Origin of the sequence: Mesorhizobium sp. M9A.F.Ca.ET.002.03.1.2, from assembly GCF_003952365.1 — a bacterium.
GTDB lineage: Bacteria > Pseudomonadota > Alphaproteobacteria > Rhizobiales > Rhizobiaceae > Mesorhizobium.
Window position 1 is genome coordinate 6267762 of sequence record NZ_CP034443.1, and the last position, 20630, is coordinate 6288391.

Here is a 20630-nt window from a genome sequence, read left to right on the forward strand (position 1 = left end):
CCTATCTGTCACTGTCCTGGAAACGGGCAAAGACGTAGCCCGCGCCGCGCACCGTAATGATGCGGCAAGGATGTTTCGGATCGGTCTCGATCGCGGCGCGGATGCGCGAGACGTGCACGTCGATCGATCGGTCGAACGCTTCCAGTTCCTCGCCCTTGACCATGTCCATGAGCTGCTCGCGCGACAGCGTGCGCCCGGCATTTTCGGCGAGCGCCACCAGCAGGTCGAACTGGTAGCTGGTCATCGGGCAGTCGCGCCCGTCGACGCGAGCCGAGCGCGATGCAGGGTCGATCTCCAGCCGTCCGAAGCGCAGGATGCGCGGGGAGGCGTTCGTGCCGGCGTTGCGACGGCGCAGGATCGCCTTCAGCCGCGCCAGCAGCTCGCGCGGATTGAACGGCTTTGGCAGGTAATCGTCGGCGCCGATCTCCAGCCCCACGATACGGTCCGTCTCGTCGCCACGCGCCGTCAGCATCAGCACCGGCACATCGGAGCTCGCGCGGATGCGCTTGAGTGCCTCGAAGCCATCCATGTCGGGCAGCATGACGTCGAGAACCACGGCATCGGGCGATAGCCGCGCCATCTCGGCAATACCGGCGCCCGCCGTCTCCACAGCTTGCACACGAAAGCCGTTGCCCGTCAGGTATTCTGCGAGCATGGCGGACAGGCGCCTGTCGTCGTCGACAATAAGAACCTGGTCCGCCATTCGTTTATTTGCTCCGATTCGAACCGTGCCGGTACAGAGCTTACCAGCGGCGGTGCCAGCCGCGATCCTCGAAATGTTCGGCGAGCTCCGCGCGCTGCTCGGCCGTCAGCACCTCGGCGGCATCGAGCAGGGCTGTCGTCAGCTTGCGCGAGGCCTCGTCGACCGCCGCGACCCGCTCGGCGCGCAGCTTCTCCGCCGCCTCGCGGTCGATCGTTGCGGCGCCGAGCAGCTTGGCGACATCGTCTCGTGTGTCGCGGAAGCCGCGCATGATCGGGCGGACATCGTCATGAAGCTTGTCCATGATCGCCTCCAGCTTTTCTTCCTGCTCGGGTGTGGCGTCGATCTCCTCGAGCATGCGCTCGAAGTGGTGCCCGCCGAAACCCATGCCGTGGCGGAAATTGGCTTGCATGTGCATGCCGGGTCCGCCGTCGCCCCCACCCATGCCGAAGTGCTGCATGCGCCCGTAATCCTGGCTGAGCGCGCCGGCGACGCCGACGCCGGCAAGAGCCGCTATCGCAATGCCGCCTATGGCGATGCGCTTGCCCCAGCTCTTCTTCTGCGGGGTGCCGGAGAGGCCGGCCGGTTCCTGATGGTTAGTTTCCATGATGCTGGTCCTTTCGCTAATGCGGCATCTCTGCCGCGACTGCGCCAGACTAGGAGCGCAATGTTTCGGTCGTTGCGGGCGAATGTAAAGTTGTGTGAAGCCGGCAAGGCGCTATTGCGGCGGGGAAGCGGGAGTGCTGCGGAAGGTTCTCCACCCTACCTGAAACCGCGCGTCTTGAGCTTGATCTGATCGATGTGGCCGTAAGGGTCAATCTTTACGGTTTGCGAACAGGAAGGATGCGTAGGAACGGTCGATCGATGAGGTTTCTGGAATGGGGGCTGAGGCGCGAAGCGGTCATTCGCCGTTCGAGAGACAAAGTTTCCTTCGGTGAACCGGTGAACCCACGACATCGATAAGCAGCACGGAGTGGCCCCCTCTCCCGCCGCTCTGGAGCGAGGACGAAGGTATTGACCCCGGCGGCGCTGGCTGCCGCCGCAACGCTGGTGAATTCAAGGAGTAGTGCGGCCGCTCCTACCCCGATGAACAAACAGAGGGATACCGATCTCGTTCGCCATCCGGCAATGGTCCCGGAAAAAGCGCGTGGCGGCAAAGAGAGGCCGCAACATGCAGACTCGAATCAGTATTTCCATGGGCCTTGAGAGATGTTCCGCACCTGCAAAATAATGACTGAATAATATCAATCTATTACAGTTGAACACGAGTCTCACGAGAAGCAACGCCGCGCCGTTCGCGGCATTGATTTTACGCCGTTTTTTTGAGGATTCCGCACCGATTTGTATCACAGTTTGTATCTCAGTCCGTATCGCACGAAGCGGACCCAGCCACTAGGTAAGTGGCCCTTCTTACGAAGAGCCGAAGCGACATCCAGCGTTGTCGTGCTTGCGCCAATTCAAGACGTCCGGCGCTATGCGCCAGAATGTCTGTCTTGGCCCGCCCGCCTACATTCTATGCGTTGCTGGCGCCGTTGTGAGCGACGCCAGCTCGGGTCAGTTCTTGACTGTGTCTTCGAGGAAGAAGCGGCCAAGTGGGTTCTGGTCGAAGTTCTCGATGTTGCTGCGCGAAACATTGATGTAGGGGCTGTAGTAGAGGTCGATCCAGTGGACGTCGTCCTTGGCGATCTTCTGGATGTCGATATACATCGCCTCGCGCTTTGCCGGATCCATCTCGATGCGGGCTGCCGTGACGAGGTCCTTCACCTTGTCGTTCTTGTAGCGCGTCATGTAGTTCATGTTGGTGTCGTGCCCCACGACGAAAGTGGTCTTCTGATCCGGATCGAGAATGTCGTTCGTCCAGTAGTTGACGCCAACGTCGTAGTCGCCAGCGACCAGCATGTCCCATTCCTGGCTGGGGTCGACTTTCTGGATGTTGACGGTGATGCCTGCCTTGGCCAACTGCTGCTGCAAAAGGACGGCGGTCTGTTCGACGATCTCGTCGCCGGCACGCACCACATAGTTCAGCTCGAGGTCGGAGGCGCCTGCGTCGGCCAGCATCTGCTTGGCCTTTTCAGGATCAAATGGACGCTGCAGATTTTCGGCGTAGTGATACAGTGCGCCCTTCGGGATGAAGGAATTGGCGACCTCCCCCAAGCCGAAGGTGACGGTGTCGACAATTGCCTGCTTGTCGATTGCCATATCCAGCGCCTGGCGGACTTCCTTCTTTGCCAGCGCGCCCTTTTCATGATTGATGAGCAGATGGTCCTCGCGCGTCGACTCATCCATGTGGACGACGAGGTTCGAATCCTTCTTCAACTCCGCGACGCGCGAGAACGGCACGAAGATCGCGGCATCGAGCTGGCCGGCTTGCACGTTGAGCATGCGGGTGTTGTCATCCGGCACAGAGATCCACTCGACGCCATCGAGCTTGACACGGTCGGCTTCCCAAAAGTCCGGGTTCTTTTCCAGTATGACGCGGTCACCGCGCCGCCATTCCTTGACCGTGAACGCGCCTGAGGCGATGGGGCTTTCGGCATAGGTATCAGGTCCGAGCGTCTCCATACCCTTCTGCGAGATGATGGACGCGCCAGGCATTGCCAGCGTCGACAGGAAAGGCGCCGACGGTGTCTTCAGCTTGATCACCAGAGTATGATCGTCGCTCGCCACGGCAGTGTCGATGACCTTGTAGGAATCGCTCCACAGAGAGCCCTCGTCGTCGCGGATGCGCAGCAGACTGAAAGCGGCATCGCCTGCCGTGAGCGGCGATCCGTCGGAGAACTTCGCCTCGCGCAGCTTCAGCGTGTAGGTTAGCCCGTCCTCCGAAACCGTCCAGCTTTCGGCAAGGCCGGGCTCCAGCTTGGAGCCGCTCTTATCGACGCGGACAAGCACATCATAGACGTTCGAGAAAACCCAGAAGTCGATGTTCTGCGCCGTCTTGATCGGGTCGAAGGTGGTCGAATCCTCACGCCGGCCGATGGTAAGCACGCCCGCCGCTTCGGCGAGGCCGGCGCCGACAGACAGGCTGGTCATGACGGTGACCAGGCCGATTTTCATCCATTTCTTCAACATGTGTGTTCCCTTCTTTTTTGCTACCAGTTGAATGCTGCTGACGGTCGATCGGACACGCGACCCGATCCAGGCTCGGCGACACGTGGCGAAAGGAGATCCGCGCGCAAGGGCTTGTCCGGATCGATATCGGGGATAGCGCGGATCAAGGAAGCGGTGTAGGCATGCTGCGGTCGCGCAAAGACATCGGCGCTGCGCCCTTCCTCGACGATCTCGCCGCGATACATGACCACGACGCGCTCGCACAGATTGCGAACGATCGCGAGATCGTGCGCGATGAACAGCAGCGTCAGCGACATCCTGGCCGTCAGCGCACGAAACAGGTCGATGATCTGAGCCTGGATGGTAACGTCGAGAGCGGCCACGCATTCGTCGGCGATGATCATGCGCGGTTCAACTGCGAGCGCCCGCGCAATGCCGGCACGCTGGCACTGGCCGCCGCTCATGCTGCGCGGCTTGCGGTCGGCGAATTCTCGCTCCAACCCGACCAGGTCGAGCAACTCGCCGATGCGCGCCGGTATGTCCGCTGCTGCCTTGCCGTGGACGTGCAGCACCTCGGCCACCATTTCGCCGATGGTCAGCCGCGGGTTCAGCGCGTTGAACGGGTCCTGGAACACCATTGCGGCCTCGCTCCGCAGTTTTTGCAGCGCCTTGGCACGGTTTTGGCCGAGATCGACCCCATCGAAACTGATGTGGCCGGACGATAGCGGCGTCAGGCCGAGAACAGCGCGGGCAAGCGTGCTCTTGCCGCTGCCGGATTCGCCGACAATGCCGACTGTCTCGCCGGGCAGGATGCGCAGGCTGACGCCCTTGACGGCCGAAATCGTCTTCGGGCCTGCCGCGAACAGGCCGGCGCCGCTGGGGAAACGGACGTGCAGGTCGTCGATCTCCAGCAGTGGCCTGAGCGCCGGTTCGGGCTGCGCGATCGCTGTGGTCGCCACACCTTCGCCGGGCATGGACGGATGGCTTTCGATCAGCGCCTTGGTATAGGGATGCTGCGGCGCAGCCAGCAGCGAGCGCTTGTCGCCCTGCTCCACCAGTTCGCCATTCCGCATCACGGCGATGCGATCGCAGGTTTGCGCCACGACCCCGAGATCGTGACTGATCAGGATGACCGACAGGCCGCGCCGGTCGCGAATGTCGAGCAGCAGCCGCAGGATCTGTGCCTGAATCGTGACGTCGAGGGCGGTTGTCGGTTCGTCGGCGATCAGAATTTTCGGATTGCTGGACAATGCGACGCCGATCATTGCGCGCTGGCGCATGCCGCCGGAGAATTCGTGCGGATAGCCGTTATACTGGCGATTTGGGTCAGCAAAGCCGACCTGCGCCAGGATCTCGACGGCGGCAGCGTGGGCGGCACGCTGGCTGAGGCCCTGGTGATAGCGGATGCCTTCGGCTATCTGGTCGCCGACGCGCATGACCGGATCGAGATGGCTGGTCGGGTTCTGGAAGATCATGCCGATCTCGCCGCCGCGTACTTTCAGCATTTCGCGCTCGTCGGCGGTGACAAGATCACGGCCTTCGAGAAAGGCGGCGCCGCCAGTGATCCGGAGCTTCGGCGACGGCAGCAGCCGTACCAAAGCCCGGCAGAACAGGCTCTTGCCCGAACCGCTCTCGCCAACCAGGCCCAACACGTCGCCCGCGCCGAGATCGAGGGAAATCCGGTCGAGCAGAACGCGGCTCCCTGCGCCATCCTGCACAGCGACGCTAAGGTCGCGGACGCAGAGCAGCGCCGCACTCATTCGTGCACGCCCATCAGGTCAGCCAACGCGTCGCCCATCAGGCTGAAGCCGAATGCCAACAGCACGATGGAAAGGCCGGGGAACAAAGTGATCCACCAGGCCGTGGTGATGAATGATTGCCCGTCCGCGACCATGACGCCCCATTCGGCGACGGGCGGCTGGACACCAAGCCCGAGATAGCTGATCGCAGCGCCGTTGAGCAGCACCAGCACCGCGTCAGACATGACAAAGACGAGCGAGCCCGCCGCCGCATTGGGCAGCAAATGGCGGAACATGACGCGGCTGCGGCTGAAGCCGAGGCTGATAGCGGCGACGGCGTAGTCGCTGTTCTTAAGCACCAGGATCTGCGCGCGGATGAGCCGCGCATAGGATACCCAGCCCACCAGCGCCATGGCGATATAGAAACTGCCAAGGCCCGGACCCAGAATAGCGATGATCGATAACATCAGGACGAGGAATGGGAAGGCAAGGACGACGTCGACTATTCTCATGAAGATGACATCGACAATGCCGCCGAAGAAGCCGGCGATGGTTCCCAACGTGGTGCCTATGATGAAAGGGAACACCACGCCGATCACCGCAATCTGCAGGTCGATGCGCGCACCCCAGATGACCCGGGAAAGAATGTCGCGGCCGAAATTGTCGGTGCCTAGCGGGTGCGCCGGCGAGGGAGCCTGCAGCCGCGCTGCGGCGTCCTGGAAGATCGGGTCGTAGGGCGCGATGAAGGGTGCAAACACCGCCAGCACGAGGAACAGGCCGAGCACGGCTATTCCGGCGGCGAGCGTGGTTCGTCCGCCGAACAGCCGGCGCCATGACAACGGAAACGAGAGCGCCGATTGCCGGATCACAGCTTCACCCTCGGATCGACGGCGACGGTGACGATGTCGGCCAGGAAGTTCACCAGCACCGTGGCGCAGGCGAACACCATGGCGACGCCCTGCACGACCATGTAGTCACGCGAGAATATCGCGCGCACCAGCAATTGCCCCATGCCTGGCAGCGCGAAGACGCTCTCGACCACCACCGTTCCGCCGATCAGCCAGCCGATGTTGACGGCGAGAAGATTGACCGTCGGCACCAGCGAGTTGGGCAGGACATGACGCCAAAACACGATACTCTCCGGCATGCCGCGCGCTCGCGCCGCGGTGGCGACGTCGGATTCGAGCGCCTGTACCATCGCCGCGCGAAGGCTGCGGGTCAGGACTGCGGAGAGCGACAAGGCGACCGTGAGGCTGGGCAAAGCGAGATGGTAGAGTTTGTCGGTGAGGCTGTCGCCGTAACCAGACACGGGAAAAATGCCGAACCTGACGCTGAACAGGATGATCAGCATCAACGCCAACCAGAACGGCGGAAAGCCGATGCCGAGCGTGGAGACGATGCGTACGGCGTGATCGGGGAGGCGTGTCCGGTTCCGGGCCGCGAGCGCCGCCAGCGGCACGGCGATCAGGATCGACAGCACCACGCTCGAAAGCACAAGCGCCAGGGTCGGTTCCAGTCGCGTCGCGATCAGCCGCAGCACGTCGATCTTGTAGAGGATCGACTTGCCCATCTCGCCCTGGCCGAGATTGCCGATGAAGTAGAAGTACTGCACCCAAAGCGGCTCATCGAGGCCATATTGCGCGCGAATGCTGGCGATGGCCGTCGGGGTGGCGCGCGAGCCGAGCAGGACGCGTGCAGGATCGCCGGGGATGAGGCGGACGAGCACGAAGGTGATGATGCTGATGCCTAGCAGCACCGGCAGGAATTGGAGGGGGCGGTAGAGAACGAACCTATACCGGTTCATGGCTGCTCGAGGCTCTCCTACGCAAGTCGCGAGGCAGCGGTTTCAGATACATCGGCCGGTCCTGTGCCTCGACAGGAATTCGGTCAGGATAGGATAATACACCTCCGGGTTCTCGTAGAAAGGCATGTGGCTGGCGTTTGCGATGATCCTGAGCTCGGCATTGGGCAGGCCCACTTTCATGCGCAGGCCGCAGGCCGGCGTCAGTTCGTCATATTCGCCATGCGTGATCAGCACCGGAACGGTGATCTTGGGCAGGTCGGGCACCCGGTTCCAGTCCTTCAGGTTGCCGATGTAGAGAAATTCATTGGGACCTTGCATGGCGGTGTAGGGACCCATGTTCCAATCGTCGAGCGATCGCCGCACCGGCGGCGGCCAGTCGGGCAACCGGCAGACATGGCGGTAATTGAGAATGGTCACGGCGGCAGCGTATTCGGGATGGTCAAACGTACCCTGCGCCTCGTGCTTCTGCATCATCGCCACCGTTTCAGAGCCGAGCGCGGCGCGTAGCCGCTCCAGCTCGACGATCAGATGCGGCATGTCCGCGACCGTGTCCTCGAGAATGAGCGTGCGCAGATTGTCGTGATAGCTCAGCGCATATTCGATCGCCAACCAGCCGCCCCAGGAGTGGCCGAGCATATGAACCCTGCCAAGGCCAAGCGCCTTGCGCACGGTTTCGGTCTCCTCGACATAGCGGCTGATTGTCCATAGCGTGGCGTCCTCGGGTCTTTCCGATGCGCCGGTGCCGAGCTGATCGAAGGCCACGACGCGATAACCCTGATCCACCAGGCACGAATGCGACTCGCGCAGATAGTCGCACGGCAAGCCGGGCCCGCCATTCAGGCAAAACACCGTCTCGCTCCCGCTGCCGAAGCTGTAGGCGACCACGCGAAAACCGTCGACGGTCACTTCAATGCGGTCGTCCGGCGTCATCTCGCGCCACATGCCGAGTGCTCCTGGAGTATTTGCTCAACATTTGAGCATGATTAAATTTTAGCGGAATGGCGGGTCTACGACAGCTATAAGAAGTGATAGGTTCGTTTGGTTCTGGATTGTTGGAGCGGAGTATGCTCGACGAAATCTCACCGTTGCGGCAGCGCTTCGACAGCCAAGATAGCTTGGAAGGCCAGGTCGACGAGATCTATCAGAGGGCAAAGGGGCTCGGCTTCGACGGCCTGGTCTACGACTACACGCCGGTGCCGTTCGACCTCGACGGAAGCCTCAATATTCCATCGCTGCTCAAGCTACGAAACATGGCCGAGGACATGCACGACTACTGGTGCGTCCGCGGCTATTTCCGCATCGACCCGGTGCAGATCTTGGCGACGCGCACATCTGCTCCGTTCTTCTGGAGCTACGATGCAGATGCCGAGACCCGCATCAAGTGCTTTCTGACCGAGGAGACGGCTCCGGTCGCGCGCTACCTGCGCGAGCGGGAAGTTTTGAGCGGCGTCACAGTGCCGATCCACATGCCGCACGGCGACTACGCGACGGTCACGGCAGTGCGCTTCGGCCGACGAGCGGGCGACGAACAGGATGCGTTGCGCCATATTGCGGACTTCAGCCTGCTCGCTCACGTCTTTCACGAAGCCGCCTTCTCGCTGTTTGACGACGACTCCATGCGCTCAGCAGGGGCGGCGCGACTGACCGAGCGGGAGCGCGAATGCCTGCGTTATTCCGCGCAAGGACTTTCAGCCAAGGAAATCGCGCGCATCATCAACAGGGCCGTACCGACGGTGGTGCTGCATCTTAACAGCGCGGCGAAAAAGCTCGGCGCTAGGAACCGCACGCAAGCGGTGGTTAGGGCCTCGCACTACCGGCTGCTGGAGCACTGAACAGCCTACCCTTTCCCAATGTGACCTATCAGTTGTGATAGCTGCCGAGCGTTTGGCAACCGCGCTAAAATCGGCCCGCAGCGAAGGAGGCGCAGGTGACCGCATTGGAAACGGTAGAAGCCCATGCACCGTTCGGCACTTATCGCACCTGGTATCGTGTCACCGGCCAGTTGGACTCGTCCAGGCTGCCGCTCGTGGTCGTGCATGGGGGCCGGGCTGCACTCACGATTATGTCGATTCTTTCAAGGATATCGCCACCCTCGACGGCCGCGCGGTCGTTCACTACGACCAGGTCGGCAACGGCAATTCCACTCGGCTGCCGGAAAAGGGCGCCGACTTCTGGACGGTGTCTCTGTTCCTCGACGAACTCGGCAACCTGCTCCACCATCTTGGCATCAGCGAGCGCTACGCACTGCTGGGCCAATCCTGGGGAGGCATGCTCGGGGCCGAGCATGCGGTGCGCCGACCGCCGGGCCTGAAGGCGCTGGTGATTGCCAATTCGCCGGCCAGTATGCGAACCTGGGTTGCCGAGGCAAACCGGTTGCGTCGTGGCCTGCCGCAGAACGTGCAGGAAACGCTGCAGCGGCATGAAGACGCCGGCACTATCACCGACCCCGCCTACATCGCCGCGTCGCGCGTCTTCTATGATCGCCATGTCTGCCGCGTCGTGCCATGGCCGCCCGAAGTGGCGCGTACTTTCGCGATCATGGACGAGGATAATACGGTCTATCGCAACATGAACGGTCCAACGGAATTCCATGTGATCGGAACGCTGAAGGACTGGACGATCGAGGAACGCCTGCCGCTCATCGAGGCGCCGACCCTGCTGATCTCCGGCAGGTTTGACGAGGCAACGGCGGAAGTTGTCCGGCCCTATGTCGAGCGCGTGCCTGGTTGCCGTGCGGTGGTGTTCGAAAACTCTAGCCACATGCCGCATATTGAGGAGAAGGACCGCTGCATGGCTGTGGTGTCGGGGTTCCTCTGCGAGATTGAAGAGTAGTGGTGGTCACGATCGAAGCGAAGGCGATGAGTGGGAGAATAATCACAGATCGAGAGGGACATGCGTGCGATGGATCTCTTGCAGAGACCCAAGAACAGACGCCACTGAGCGCCCTAGCCTGTGCATGTTCTTAGGCGCATACCTCGAGGATAGCCAAATTTCGGGAACGGATAGTCCAGCAGCGCACCCACCGGTCAACGAACCTCGCCACTAGCTTGGTAGGGATTGGTTTACCATCTCGGATCGCAGCTGTGATTGTGCGATCGAACCGTTTGTCGCGTCGCCGCCTATTCAGATAGGCCCTCAATCGGTCGGGCTCGCCGGAGAGCAGTTCATAGCGGGCTCGGGCAACATAGTCGCTTTGAACCGTGGTGAGCCCGATCACCCCGCCTTCCCTGCGGCCAGTCACCCTGTTGACCCGCCCGACCACCTCCAATGCCGCCTTTGTCGGATCGCTGCCTTGGCGAGGCCCTCAGAAAGGGCAGCGCGAATGCTCTCCTGCTGGTCGGCAACTATACTGCGGATCAGGGTCGACGAGTGGTCGCGCAGCCAAGCCTCTGCGGCCACATTGCGGGCATCCCACCCTACCACGATCTGAAATCCGCTCGGGGAGCGAAGCGCCGGCATTTGCTCAACGGTGGCAACGCCGCCGCCATTGAACGCCTGCCGGATTGCCTCATCCAGCGGTCGGAAAGCCGACTCGTCGAGGCTCATTGCCACAAGCGCTCCACAACCGGCGGAGGACTATGTTGGACTGAATGTCGTCGATCGCCTCGATCCAGGCAGCACGAAGCATCGGCTCGTGAGTGGAGACAAGCTGTTCGAATCGTTCGCGAGGTGATAGGCGCTTGAGCATGGGGACTTTCAGACCACGCAACGCGGTGTTGCTGGCTTATTTCTGTATTTTCATGTCAGTGAGGGGCAATGGCCAGCACACCTTTGATCGGTATTCTGATCACCTTCCTTGTCATCATTCTGGTGTTGTATCTCGTAAACCGATTGCCGCTTGACGGTCGTACCCGCCAGATCGCCCGGGTTATCGTGATCATCATCGGCATCATTTCATTGCTGAAATACCTCGCGGTGTTTTAAGCCGCCACGAAAGCGACGTAAGCCACCGGCATTCCAGCCGGCGGGATCGGCTGCAGATCCTTCATGACCAGCACCGCTCAGCTTCGTGAGGTCGACGGTCTGGATCGATCCGCCACCGCGGCGCATAGGGAGCCGCCGCTTTCATCACGCCTGCCTGGGTCCGCCTTCGCATCACGCATGACCTTCAGGCGGTTCTGTCGCAAACTCTTCGGTAATGACGGTGAGGGCATGAAGGCTTCTTGGTTTCGAGGGAGTTCGTCATGTTCAAGGGCCGCCATTTCGACCAGTCGGTGATCCTGCTGTGCGTACGCTGGTACCTCGCCTACAATCTGAGCCTGCGCGATCTGGAAGAGATGATGGCGGAACGTGGCCTGAGGGTCGATCACTCCACCGTGCATCGCTGGGTCGTCCGCTTCGCACCGCAGCTGCTGGAGCGTTTCAACCGGCGCAAGCGGACCGTCACAGGCAGTGGCACATGGATGAGACCTACATCAAGGTCGGCCGCCGCTGGATGTATCTGTGTCGCGCCATCTACAGCGTGGGCGACACGGTCGAGTTCTTGTTCAGCGAACACCGTGACCTGCGGGCGGCGAAACGCTTCTTCAGAAAGGCGCTGGAGCGCCATGGCCGGCCCCAGCGCATCGTCATCGACGGCAGCCAGACCAATCGGGAGGCAATCATCACCTGCGACGGTGAAAGCCGGCTGCGGGATCGCTCGCGGCGTTCCTCGAAACCGATCCGCATTCGGCGGAGCCAGTATCTCAACAACCGGATCGAGCAGGACCACCGGCGCATCAAGCGCCGCATCCGATCAATGCTCGGCTTCAAGTCCCAGGCGAGCGCCGCAAACATCCTGTCCGGCATCGAGATGATCCACATGATGCGCAAGCGACAGGCGAGGTATCCCTACAATCCCAGCCCGTCGATCGCCGAACAGTTCGAAATCCTCGCCGCCTGAATGTCCCGAGCCCACGCTGATCGCATCCCTCACGCGAGTTTGCGACAGAACCTGGATCGAGTCGTACGGCTGGTAACGCGCAAGCCACTGCTTGGCGAACCTATTGGCGACCCGTGGCGAACCACCCTATAAATCATTGATAAATAACGACAATGGTGGGCCCGGAGGATGTGCCGGGACCGTTGATTTCATTGGCTTTCTCGTGGGCCAAAATCAGAAATCTTCCCGTATCGCTCCGTATGGTTCCGCGCCTAAGCAAAGGACGCTGCACAAGATGGGGCTTCATGCAGGTCTGAGCCCCCGACCACTGTGGCGAGCGAGCAATCTTGGGTGAGATGAGCAATGCTGGCCGCAAGCTCCATAGGTCCACCTAGGTGTTCAAGCACCTGGCGGGCAAGCGACTCCGACTCCTCCTTGGAAAGAGGCGGTACGTCGATGACGCTCAGACGGTCTCCAGAAAAGGAATAGCTGCTTGCCTGGGCCCGGATATGCTCAACTCCATATCGTCGGAAGACAATGAGCAATTTTACACGACCCACGTTGGCCGCGGCGTAATTGAACAATGGCTGGAGACTTGTCGCTGTCATGAGCATCATCGACGACGAGGAGCAGGTCACCGGAACCAAGCTCTTCTAGAGACACCTTGGTGATCTCCATTGTCGGTGAGACAAGCCTGATCCTAGTCGCAGACTGATCGGCGGCGATTTGGTCCAGAATGGCTTGGAGCTCGAGATTTGCCGCCGCCGCCAGACCCCGTTACCAGCGTCACGCCAACGTCCGGATTCTTGTGTGCTTCCAAGGCTTCAGCAAGGGGAGCTTCTCTGCCGACCAGCTGCCAAGTATGGGTGAACAAGGTTTCCTTGCGTGCGAGAGCCGCAAAGAATTCCTGAGCCGTTTCCCACGGACTTGTGGGAGAGACGCCGAGAAGGCTATTGTCGATGTAGTTATCAGCATCCCAAAGGCTTCGGGTCGTTCCTAATATTCGGTTCAATCCGCTCAATGACGGGCTCGAACGCGGCATTAGCGACTTCGATGAGCACAGATCGATCAGCCCCGGCGACTGGCAGGGACGCAATGATGGCATTGGGATCCATGAGAGGATGATCCTTTTGGAGTGGCGTTTGGGACATCAGCCTGCGGTCGCCATGCCGACGGTGGTTCTTAGTGTGGTGGCCAATCGAGCCCAGGCGCTACCCTATGCTTACATGCGCACAGGCAGGATACGTGAGAATTTCGCAGATGCGGTCCAAAGCAGATGGGGCAGCACCTGCGGGCAGTCCGTCATCCAGGTCCTGCAAGGTGGGAGCTGAGTTGCTTACCTCAGCAGTGCCGCTCGCCCGCGCTATGGCCGGCAGTTCTAAGCTTTAGAGGAATAATGCGGGGCCGTTTTCGGATGAAAACGCCGATTGCCAAACGCCGCACCGGCTGGAATTTTTCGCGCTCAGCCTCTCCGTAAGCCGTAAAAGCGCGGAAAATTACGTGTCGCTGAATTTTCCGCGCTTTTGGATTCACGAGCGGGAATTTTCCGCGCTTTTAAACTGATCGGAGCTATTTAAATCGCTTGAGAATCCATCCGTTGCTACAATATCAAAGAGCGCACGGGGCAGACCGACACCAACTGGAGGCAAAGCAATGGAAGAGATTCAGAAGCGCCGCGTCGGCCGCCCAATTGGCAGCGGCGTCAAGAACAACGATCAGGCCCTTGCCAAGGTCGCAAGTATCTTGCTGGATAATCCTTCCATGAAGGCGACTTCAGCCATGAGGCGGGTCCTCAATGATATGTCCAGCTCGCGGAGGGAGACAGACGTTACCTTGATCCGTCGATGGCAGGGGCGCTGGAAGCTGAACAGACAGAAATTCATGAACGAAGCGGCGGCAACGAGAGCTGCAAGGACGGCGAGAGCGCCCTCGCGCACGACGTCATCGATCTCCGACTCGGCTAGCGAGTACCTTATGCGGAAAGCCAAAGAGACGGCGAGTATGTACAATTTTTCGGAAGCATCTGCTCTCCAAAAGGCCGCGGCTGGATACCTCGATACGCCCCTCAGGAAAGAGGTACATGGTGTTTTAGACTCACTGGCGCTGAGGACGGCGCTGGGTCTTCACGAATCGTCCATTCAGCGAGAATTGCGGCGCATGACGGATTCCACTGTCATGGAACGATGCTGAAAGCCTTGGAGGAGCAGGATCGCTTCCTTGCCGAGCTGAAAAAATGGGGTTGAGGCTACAAAAACTGCCCAATAACGGCAATTGACGCCAAGGCAGCGCGCGACCGGTTCGCGAAGGACAGATTTCGGCCCCAGCCGGGACTGAAACGACGCATTTTGTAGGTATAATTTTCTAAGATGGCGCTTTTGCAATTGACGCCTGCAAGGGTGCCTCATGCTTGCGCCGTAAAACGCAACACGAGCGCAGACGGTTCAGTCTGTCGTTTGAACCTGGAATCTGGTGAAGGCAACCGAACCAATGGACAAGATCACAATCGACTTCTGGGGCTTTGCAATAACGGCCGAAGGGTTTTACGGCGTCTTGGCCGCGTCGGGGCTGGTGATGGCCATTGTCATTGTGTTGAAGGTCGGGAGGCGTCGGGGTACCTAAGGCTGCTTCTCGGCAAGACGGAGGGCATCGATGTGCGAAGCCAGTATGACATTGTTAAAGATTGGGCACTCCTATCCGACGACGAGGCGATGGAAGCCGAGATCGAAGGCACGGCAAGGACGCTACCACGTCGGTCGCCTAGTGTCCCTTGGAAGTGTCTGGCAATCGTGAAGATGCCGAATATCGATTCTGGTTCGATCTGTTTTTGAGACTTTCCAGAAAGGACGACGTCGGGTGGGCTTAGCCCGTAGGAGACTAACCTAACCAATCTGTCCCAGTTCGCATGGGACGCCACTCCCGCAAACGATAGCGGCTGCTCTTCGTGCTTCACACGCTAAGCTGTAAAGTCAAAGCCGACGCCGTACCTCCGTTCTATGACCCACTCGGGGACCAGCATCCCGCCATCGGCCAACGCGTTGCCTTTGCGATTGGCAAAAGGATTGGCGGAAAGGGCCATGAACGAGGATGACGACACCCTCTTCTTGGTCTTCGATGAAACCGAACAACCCGAAAACGCCGCCAGGTGAGAATGATGGCGAAGCGCCAGAATAGCATTGGTCTCCTTAGCCTCGAACCTTCCGCCAAGGCGGACTACCCCAAAGACTTGACGTCGCAGTCCTCCGACGGCGGAAGCCTGCGCCCGTATCGTTGGTGAAGACGAAACGATTGTTTCGAAACTTCAGGAACGAGGGCCACGTTGGCGGAACCGGCCTGACAGTTCTCACGTGGATAAGCACGTCGTCATGCTCCCGAGCGTCGGGGGCATCTACGACTGCGTAGTGAGTATGAGTTTCGGTTCTGCCGTCGGCTACCGCCATAACCACGTCAAACCGACTCGGGGGTCGCAGATGCGCAACTGAGATCGCTATAGCTTGCACATCATCCCCAGAGCTACGCTCGCCAAAGTACAGATTTGCCGCGCAGTTCAGTACCTGCTGGTGGTTGCACGCAAGAATGTCCGCCGTATTTGACACATCGATCCAGCCACCGACGTGCTCGGCTTGATAGACGTCGCCATCCAGGAGAACAGCCAACAGCGTTGGCGAAAGCGGCAGGAAGAGAAGCGCACCTGCGCTGGAGATTCCAAAAGATCTGTGCTGCGCATGCCTGTGCTGTTGATGCCAGCGGTTGGCGAGAGCAGCAGGGTCATCTGATGTGAGAAACGGCACCGAGGTAAGGTTGCGAACAACCCGCACCTTTAGATCGTCTACGACGCTCATCGTTTTGGCGTAGTGATGCATCGCCGAGATCACCGCACTTTTGACGGCCTCCTTGAAAGACGGTTGTTCGAAGTCCGCACCTTTGACTGACGTGGCAGCGAAAGCAAACTCCGCGGATCGACGCGCGGCGGCTTCTGTGCGGACATGCTGCAGGTAGGCGAAACGCCTGAGGATTGTGGCATGAAGATCCTTGATGACCGCACGTGGCTTGAGCAACGACGAAACGCAGTCGCCATAGTGTCCCTCGACGGTCTGGATTGCGGTTTCGAGCCTTGGGTCCTGCCCGTAGAAGTAATCCCTGGAACACTGATTCTTCACCGGGGCATCGAAGAATGATTGGTTGCGATCAAGGTTAAACAGGTGAATGGCTTTGCCTTCGGCACACACGCTGAAGGGCGATAGATGTACCCGGGGAACAAAGTGCTGGTTCTTGTTCTCCGCCATGCAATTGAGCGATCCGCCATTCCGGCACTGCCGTGGGGGCGCTCAAACACCCGCGCCAAGCCGTTGCTATCACACAGAGCTTCCAGCGGGAATGTACGTCTCAGGCCCGCCCTTCCTGGCACTCAATCGAAGAGACGTGACGAACGCCGTCGCAGGGTGGCGTTCGTTTCACGAAGCGTCAGACTTGGATGCGGCCGACGCGCTGTCCCGGGAGGACGGCTCCAAAGGAGACGGCGTGCAGGGCTGGCTTGTCCCCAACACGGGAGCGGAGCGAAGGAGCGGGCAGGAACGGGACAAGACGGCCGCGCCGGCTAGACCCGAGTAACCTTCCGATACCATGCCAAGGCGTCCGAAGGCCGGCGAAAAAGAATAGCGGTCGATCCTCGCTCAGGGCGAACCAGTAGTTCCGCTGAACATGAAGTCGGCGCGCGAGAAAGTGCCATCCGTGCGGTTTTATCGAACACGGGGATATGCTGCGCGATCTCCCGTTCCTTGACCAACCAGGCGAGGTTCGCTGCCGATCCGTAGGCGCTGTCGGCGGCCAGATGCGTCGGCTTCTGGGCCGCAAGCGGACTATTTGTTTTCGGGTTGGCCGGTCTAGAAACGGACTAACACGTCCAGCATAGCGCGGACCGCTTGGCGCCAACAGCCGTCCTGAGAACTGTCCGGTTGACTCCCCGCGGTTCGCAAGCGAATTTTCATCCAGGAGGTCGACAGATCTAACGGCGCGGGTCAACGGCGAAGGCGACCTGAATAAGAGCGTGCCTGCCAACACGATCCCCACGGAGCAATCACCGATCCCTAACTAGGGACGTCGCAAACCCTCCAGCCCTCTGGCTACCCAATTCGCGCTCTGTGTATGCGGTGAACTGTAGCAATCTCTGCCAAAAGAGTTCTTCAACCCGAGTCGAGGCAAATTCTTTGGACAGTTCTCCGATGCGTCTTGCAGTGTAGCGGATGTGGCTACACTCGTCGCCACTTAACTTGCATAGCGTTCGACCCAGCATGTCTAGGTTACGGTGCGGGCAATATGCCTCGAGCACGGGCTCCAACAACTTCTGGTGAATGCGGGTCCTCACCTCACCGAGGTTCACCTGAATCAAATAGTCGAGCACCCTCCAGGTTTCGAGGCTAGCGGCCTCGACCTGGCTGTGCTGCATGGGGGGAAACTGGGTCTCAACGGCCCCGCGCACATTATCTGGCAATGCGTCTGGAAATACCAGATCGGCGAGACGAAGGTACATTCGGCAATGACCTGCCTCATCCTCGACATGCTGGCTCAGATCGTCAACAAGCCCGGCACTTGTGCAAGCGTTGGCAATCTTCGCTAAGTCGCGGGAACCCTCGCCCTCTTTGATCGCATTCGAGACAAGCGACTGCAGCACCCATACCGGGTTCTCAATATGCGACCTAAAACTGTTGCCGTAGTCGGCGAGGAAGTATGGCGGCACGTGACGTGCAACAGCGTCGCCAAACAGCCGAAGGTAGTCGCGCGTTGCTATGTCGCCTTGTTCGTCAAGGGCAGTTTCAACAAAACGCGCGACGTAGTCCATTGTCATTTTTCAACTTCGAGCGGGCCATTGCAAGCGATAAAAGGGGCCATGCCGTCCTTGAAGGGTGAACTGCTGATACCGATTATCCCTGCGTTGATGGCAATGTTGTCGACCTTCAGGGTTGTCCCATCGACATAACCGGAAATGCGTATGCCTTTACCTCCAGCGAGGGACCTGAGGGCCTTAGCTTGATCTTCACTCAGTTCGAAGGAAAGCGGTGCTTCAGACATAGTCGAAAACTCCTTTGCCATAGAATTCACTGAACGCCGTTATAATTGCAAATCTTGCGATGGGAGCCAATTGCAAAAGGACACGCTTCAAAGCAGAAGCGCCGCCAAACTCTTCAAGGTCAGCCAAGAATGTCCTAGTATCCGCCACAACGATTGCAGGACGCTCCCAACGCTCTTGCCCAACGCTGTAAATGATCTCTGCCAAGTGGTTATCGAACCACCAACGCGACACCGAAATGCTAACTGAGAGGGATTGGACGTAATGCCAGTAACTGGGAGGGATATGCAGGAGGTCGCATGGACCGACGATTGCATGACGTAACGACGGCACGCGTTGCCAGACATTGGGGTCCGTCGGCGAGGCATCGCAATGGTGCCCTCGCACTGTGGCGCCGTCCGTGAGCGCGAAGGTATCCCGTGGGTGGCAGACTGCAACATATTTCCACCCAAACAACTGAATGAAGTAATTATGGTTCGTGACGTAGTCGTTGTGGTTATCTTGATGAAAGGTTTGCACCGTTCCTGGCGGACCGATCCATATGTTGTCGAAGTATGCCGGCTCGCGTGATCGAGGTGAAACAGGCAATCGATGCGCGATGTCGACGAAGGACGCGTCACTCTGCCTGAGATAAAATTCAGTTGTGTCGAGACCAGCGAGATAATCGCCCAATCTCTGTTGCGCCCGGAGGTTCCGCCATCGTTCCTTATGCTCGAGCGTGACCAAGCGCGTCCCATGCCGTGCCGCGATACGCTGGGGTGTGAGGAGGGCAGCAAGTTCATCCAGAGCGGAAACGTCTCGCGACACCCAGGGAGTTTCCATCAGCTCTGCTGCGCACTTCATTCCGATGATGGGGATGCAACCTATTTCCCGAAATCTCACATCGGGACAAACGTATGACAAGTCTGGAGGAGCCGTCTGCAACATCCTCAGCCTCCAAGGGCAGCAACATATCCGCTTGGCAACTGGTCAGCATCGAACGCGGTCCAAGGGATATGATAGTGCACTCGGCTAAGATCCGACTGCCCATTTGCTTGCCATCGTTCCCGATGGGCTGCCAAGGTGCCGGCAAATTCGAGGCCCAGATCACCGAACACGACTATGTCGCGGCCGTGATAAAGCGCGCCCGAGCGGCGCTCGCTATCGATGAGACCGAAAGAGTAGTGTGTGAGGTCGAATGTACGCTCGACGCCTAGGTTCACAGCGCGGAAATTCGGTTCAGCGCCAAAAAGGTAGCTCCGGAATGCCAAAGAATCCAAAACAGGGTGACCAAAGCCTCGGCCCTTTTCAATATGCAAGAAGGACTTCGGTCGCGGATCAATAAGCTTTTCAAGCGGGATGTACCATGTGTCCTCATCTGCAATGGAACCGGTTGTAGGGACGGACACGGACATCCTAGCGCCGACCGTGAGTAGTCCTTTCTCGGTTGCTAGGAAGATCGTAAAGCAGTCCCCGCCACCCGGAATCGCTACAGGCATAGCGAGCATGCCTCCCGGCACCCGCAACGCCTCGCGAAGCAGTCGCGGGATGCCACGAAACGCAGAAGTGGCTATTATGACGTCGAAGAGACCCAGCTCGGGTAGTCGATCGACCCAATCACCTAATTGCACGCGCACACCAGAAGTGCCGATGAGGGCGCGCTGTGATTGATCGAAGAGGTCGGGAATAATCTCGCAACCAAATATCAGTGGGACGTCTCCTTCCCTGCCGGCTAGCAAGGAGAGTACTGACACCAGATAACCAGTTCCTGTTCCAATTTCGTATATGCGCTTCCCCCTCAGATCGCCGAGTTCTCTGATTATCCACCTAAGAAACGTTCGATCCGATATTGCTGAGAGAGTTGTCCCATCTGCGTCTGAGAACGTTCGAATAGGACCATCAAAACGCTCATGCCCCCTCGGGGCAAATCGCGCTATGTCCACCCCCGCGAAAGCGGCGTTGATGTCAGTATCGCCCATGGCACTAGGTTTAGCTAATTGATCTTACCTTAAGCTAATAGAGAGCGTCAGTTCGCACCGCGATGCAAGCACTTTTGCCAATACTAGTCTCCAGCTATCCATTTCAGTTGAACCCACATTCCATGCCTGTTCATGGCGCGACCGCGACGGCGCGCGTTGTCAACCGAAATGTCTGCTTCCGGGCAGAGGTAAAGTTCGCCTCTATGGCCGACACGAGGCGCAAAAGCTGCCAGGCGGCGTTGGGCCGTTGCAGGTTGGCAGTTTTAAGGCACAAATAGTCGGAAACGAACGTTGAGGCACCCCGCTAGGCATAGTCGTGACCTGACCCAAAGCTACCGTTTCGGCCAACACGGAAAAGCCCTCCAAAAGGGCCTCGCACTCAGTTCGCCATAGGCCGATTGCAGTGCGACGAATAGATCGCTTGCTGCGCTCAAACCCGGCTACAGCGAGAAATTC

18 protein-coding genes and 2 pseudogenes are annotated in these 20630 nt (G+C 59.4%); 6 read left to right on the plus strand and 14 right to left on the minus strand.

Features of this window, described 5'->3' with window-relative positions; genetic code table 11:
* Position 1 precedes the first annotated feature (1 nt).
* The 7 genes from EJ066_RS30515 to EJ066_RS30545 form a co-directional block, all read right to left on the minus strand.
* Entirely contained in the window at positions 2-703 is a 702-nt protein-coding gene (locus EJ066_RS30515) for a response regulator transcription factor (protein ID WP_126043583.1), read from the minus strand.
* 40 nt (positions 704-743) lie between these two features.
* Positions 744-1307 (minus strand): Spy/CpxP family protein refolding chaperone, encoded by a 564-nt coding sequence (locus EJ066_RS30520; protein ID WP_126043584.1) that lies wholly within the window; start codon positions 1305-1307, stop codon positions 744-746.
* Between the two features lie 947 nt (positions 1308-2254).
* Positions 2255-3754 (minus strand): ABC transporter substrate-binding protein, encoded by a 1500-nt coding sequence (locus EJ066_RS30525; RefSeq protein ID WP_245455041.1) that lies wholly within the window; start codon positions 3752-3754, stop codon positions 2255-2257.
* A gap of 35 nt (positions 3755-3789) precedes the next feature.
* Positions 3790-5508: an ABC transporter ATP-binding protein gene (locus EJ066_RS30530; protein WP_126043586.1), complete on the minus strand. Its 1719-nt coding sequence runs from the start codon at positions 5506-5508 to the stop codon at positions 3790-3792.
* Positions 5505-6326, minus strand: a complete 822-nt coding sequence (locus tag EJ066_RS30535) for an ABC transporter permease (RefSeq protein ID WP_245455247.1) — start codon at positions 6324-6326, stop codon at positions 5505-5507. Before EJ066_RS30535 ends, EJ066_RS30530 begins: the two co-directional genes overlap by 4 nt.
* Before the next feature lie 26 nt (positions 6327-6352).
* Entirely contained in the window at positions 6353-7291 is a 939-nt protein-coding gene (locus EJ066_RS30540) for an ABC transporter permease (protein ID WP_126043588.1), read from the minus strand.
* A gap of 42 nt (positions 7292-7333) precedes the next feature.
* Positions 7334-8233, minus strand: a complete 900-nt coding sequence (locus tag EJ066_RS30545) for a proline iminopeptidase-family hydrolase (RefSeq protein ID WP_126043589.1) — start codon at positions 8231-8233, stop codon at positions 7334-7336.
* A gap of 122 nt (positions 8234-8355) precedes the next feature.
* Between EJ066_RS30545 and EJ066_RS30550 the strand changes: the two genes are divergently transcribed.
* A complete protein-coding gene (locus tag EJ066_RS30550; protein WP_126043590.1) occupies positions 8356-9123 on the plus strand; it encodes a LuxR family transcriptional regulator in 768 nt (255 codons plus the stop codon).
* Between the two features lie 95 nt (positions 9124-9218).
* Positions 9219-10123: pseudogene (locus tag EJ066_RS30555) on the plus strand (proline iminopeptidase-family hydrolase).
* Between the two features lie 405 nt (positions 10124-10528).
* On the opposite strand, the gene EJ066_RS31580 reads toward EJ066_RS30555, so the two are convergent.
* Positions 10529-10837: a hypothetical protein gene (locus EJ066_RS31580; protein WP_189644404.1), complete on the minus strand. Its 309-nt coding sequence runs from the start codon at positions 10835-10837 to the stop codon at positions 10529-10531.
* Positions 10838-11047: 210 nt separating this feature from the next.
* On the opposite strand from EJ066_RS31580, the gene EJ066_RS30565 reads away from it, so the two are divergent.
* The 4 genes from EJ066_RS30565 (at position 11048) to EJ066_RS32500 (ending at position 14771) form a co-directional block, all read left to right on the plus strand.
* Complete coding sequence (locus EJ066_RS30565) at positions 11048-11215, plus strand: Thivi_2564 family membrane protein (protein ID WP_126043591.1); 168 nt, start codon at positions 11048-11050, stop codon at positions 11213-11215.
* Positions 11216-11475: 260 nt separating this feature from the next.
* Positions 11476-12173 (plus strand): IS6 family transposase gene (locus EJ066_RS30570; protein ID WP_189644405.1). Its coding sequence is split into 2 segments (ribosomal slippage): positions 11476-11683 and positions 11683-12173, totalling 699 coding nucleotides; the frame shifts between segments, so codons are not numbered across the junction.
* A 1632-nt stretch (positions 12174-13805) separates the two neighbouring features.
* Positions 13806-14342 (plus strand): hypothetical protein, encoded by a 537-nt coding sequence (locus tag EJ066_RS30575; RefSeq protein ID WP_126043593.1) that lies wholly within the window; start codon positions 13806-13808, stop codon positions 14340-14342.
* A gap of 297 nt (positions 14343-14639) precedes the next feature.
* A complete protein-coding gene (locus tag EJ066_RS32500) occupies positions 14640-14771 on the plus strand; it encodes a hypothetical protein (RefSeq protein WP_268929511.1) in 132 nt (43 codons plus the stop codon).
* A gap of 563 nt (positions 14772-15334) precedes the next feature.
* On the opposite strand, the gene EJ066_RS30580 is transcribed toward EJ066_RS32500, so the two are convergent.
* The 6 genes and pseudogenes from EJ066_RS30580 to EJ066_RS30610 all read right to left on the minus strand — a co-directional run bounded on the left by EJ066_RS30580 (position 15335) and on the right by EJ066_RS30610 (position 20174).
* The gene (locus EJ066_RS30580) at positions 15335-16435 is read right to left on the minus strand and encodes a DUF4238 domain-containing protein (RefSeq protein ID WP_091595756.1); all 1101 of its coding nucleotides are present in this window, start codon (positions 16433-16435) and stop codon (positions 15335-15337) included.
* A 411-nt stretch (positions 16436-16846) separates the two neighbouring features.
* Positions 16847-16980, minus strand: a pseudogene (locus tag EJ066_RS32315) (IS5/IS1182 family transposase); the annotation flags it as partial.
* Between the two features lie 246 nt (positions 16981-17226).
* Positions 17227-17988 carry a hypothetical protein gene (locus EJ066_RS30595; RefSeq protein ID WP_091595760.1) on the minus strand — a complete coding sequence of 254 codons (762 nt, stop codon included), beginning with the start codon at positions 17986-17988 and terminating at the stop codon, positions 17227-17229.
* A gap of 2 nt (positions 17989-17990) precedes the next feature.
* Positions 17991-18218, minus strand: a complete 228-nt coding sequence (locus EJ066_RS30600; protein WP_091595762.1) for a hypothetical protein — start codon at positions 18216-18218, stop codon at positions 17991-17993.
* On the minus strand, positions 18211-19143 hold the full coding sequence (locus EJ066_RS30605; RefSeq protein ID WP_126043594.1) for a cupin-like domain-containing protein: 933 nt from the start codon (positions 19141-19143) through the stop codon (positions 18211-18213). The genes EJ066_RS30600 and EJ066_RS30605 overlap by 8 nt, the downstream gene beginning before the upstream one ends.
* 2 nt (positions 19144-19145) lie before the next feature.
* On the minus strand, positions 19146-20174 hold the full coding sequence (locus EJ066_RS30610) for a hypothetical protein (RefSeq protein WP_091595766.1): 1029 nt from the start codon (positions 20172-20174) through the stop codon (positions 19146-19148).
* Between the last annotated feature and the right edge of the window lie 456 nt (positions 20175-20630).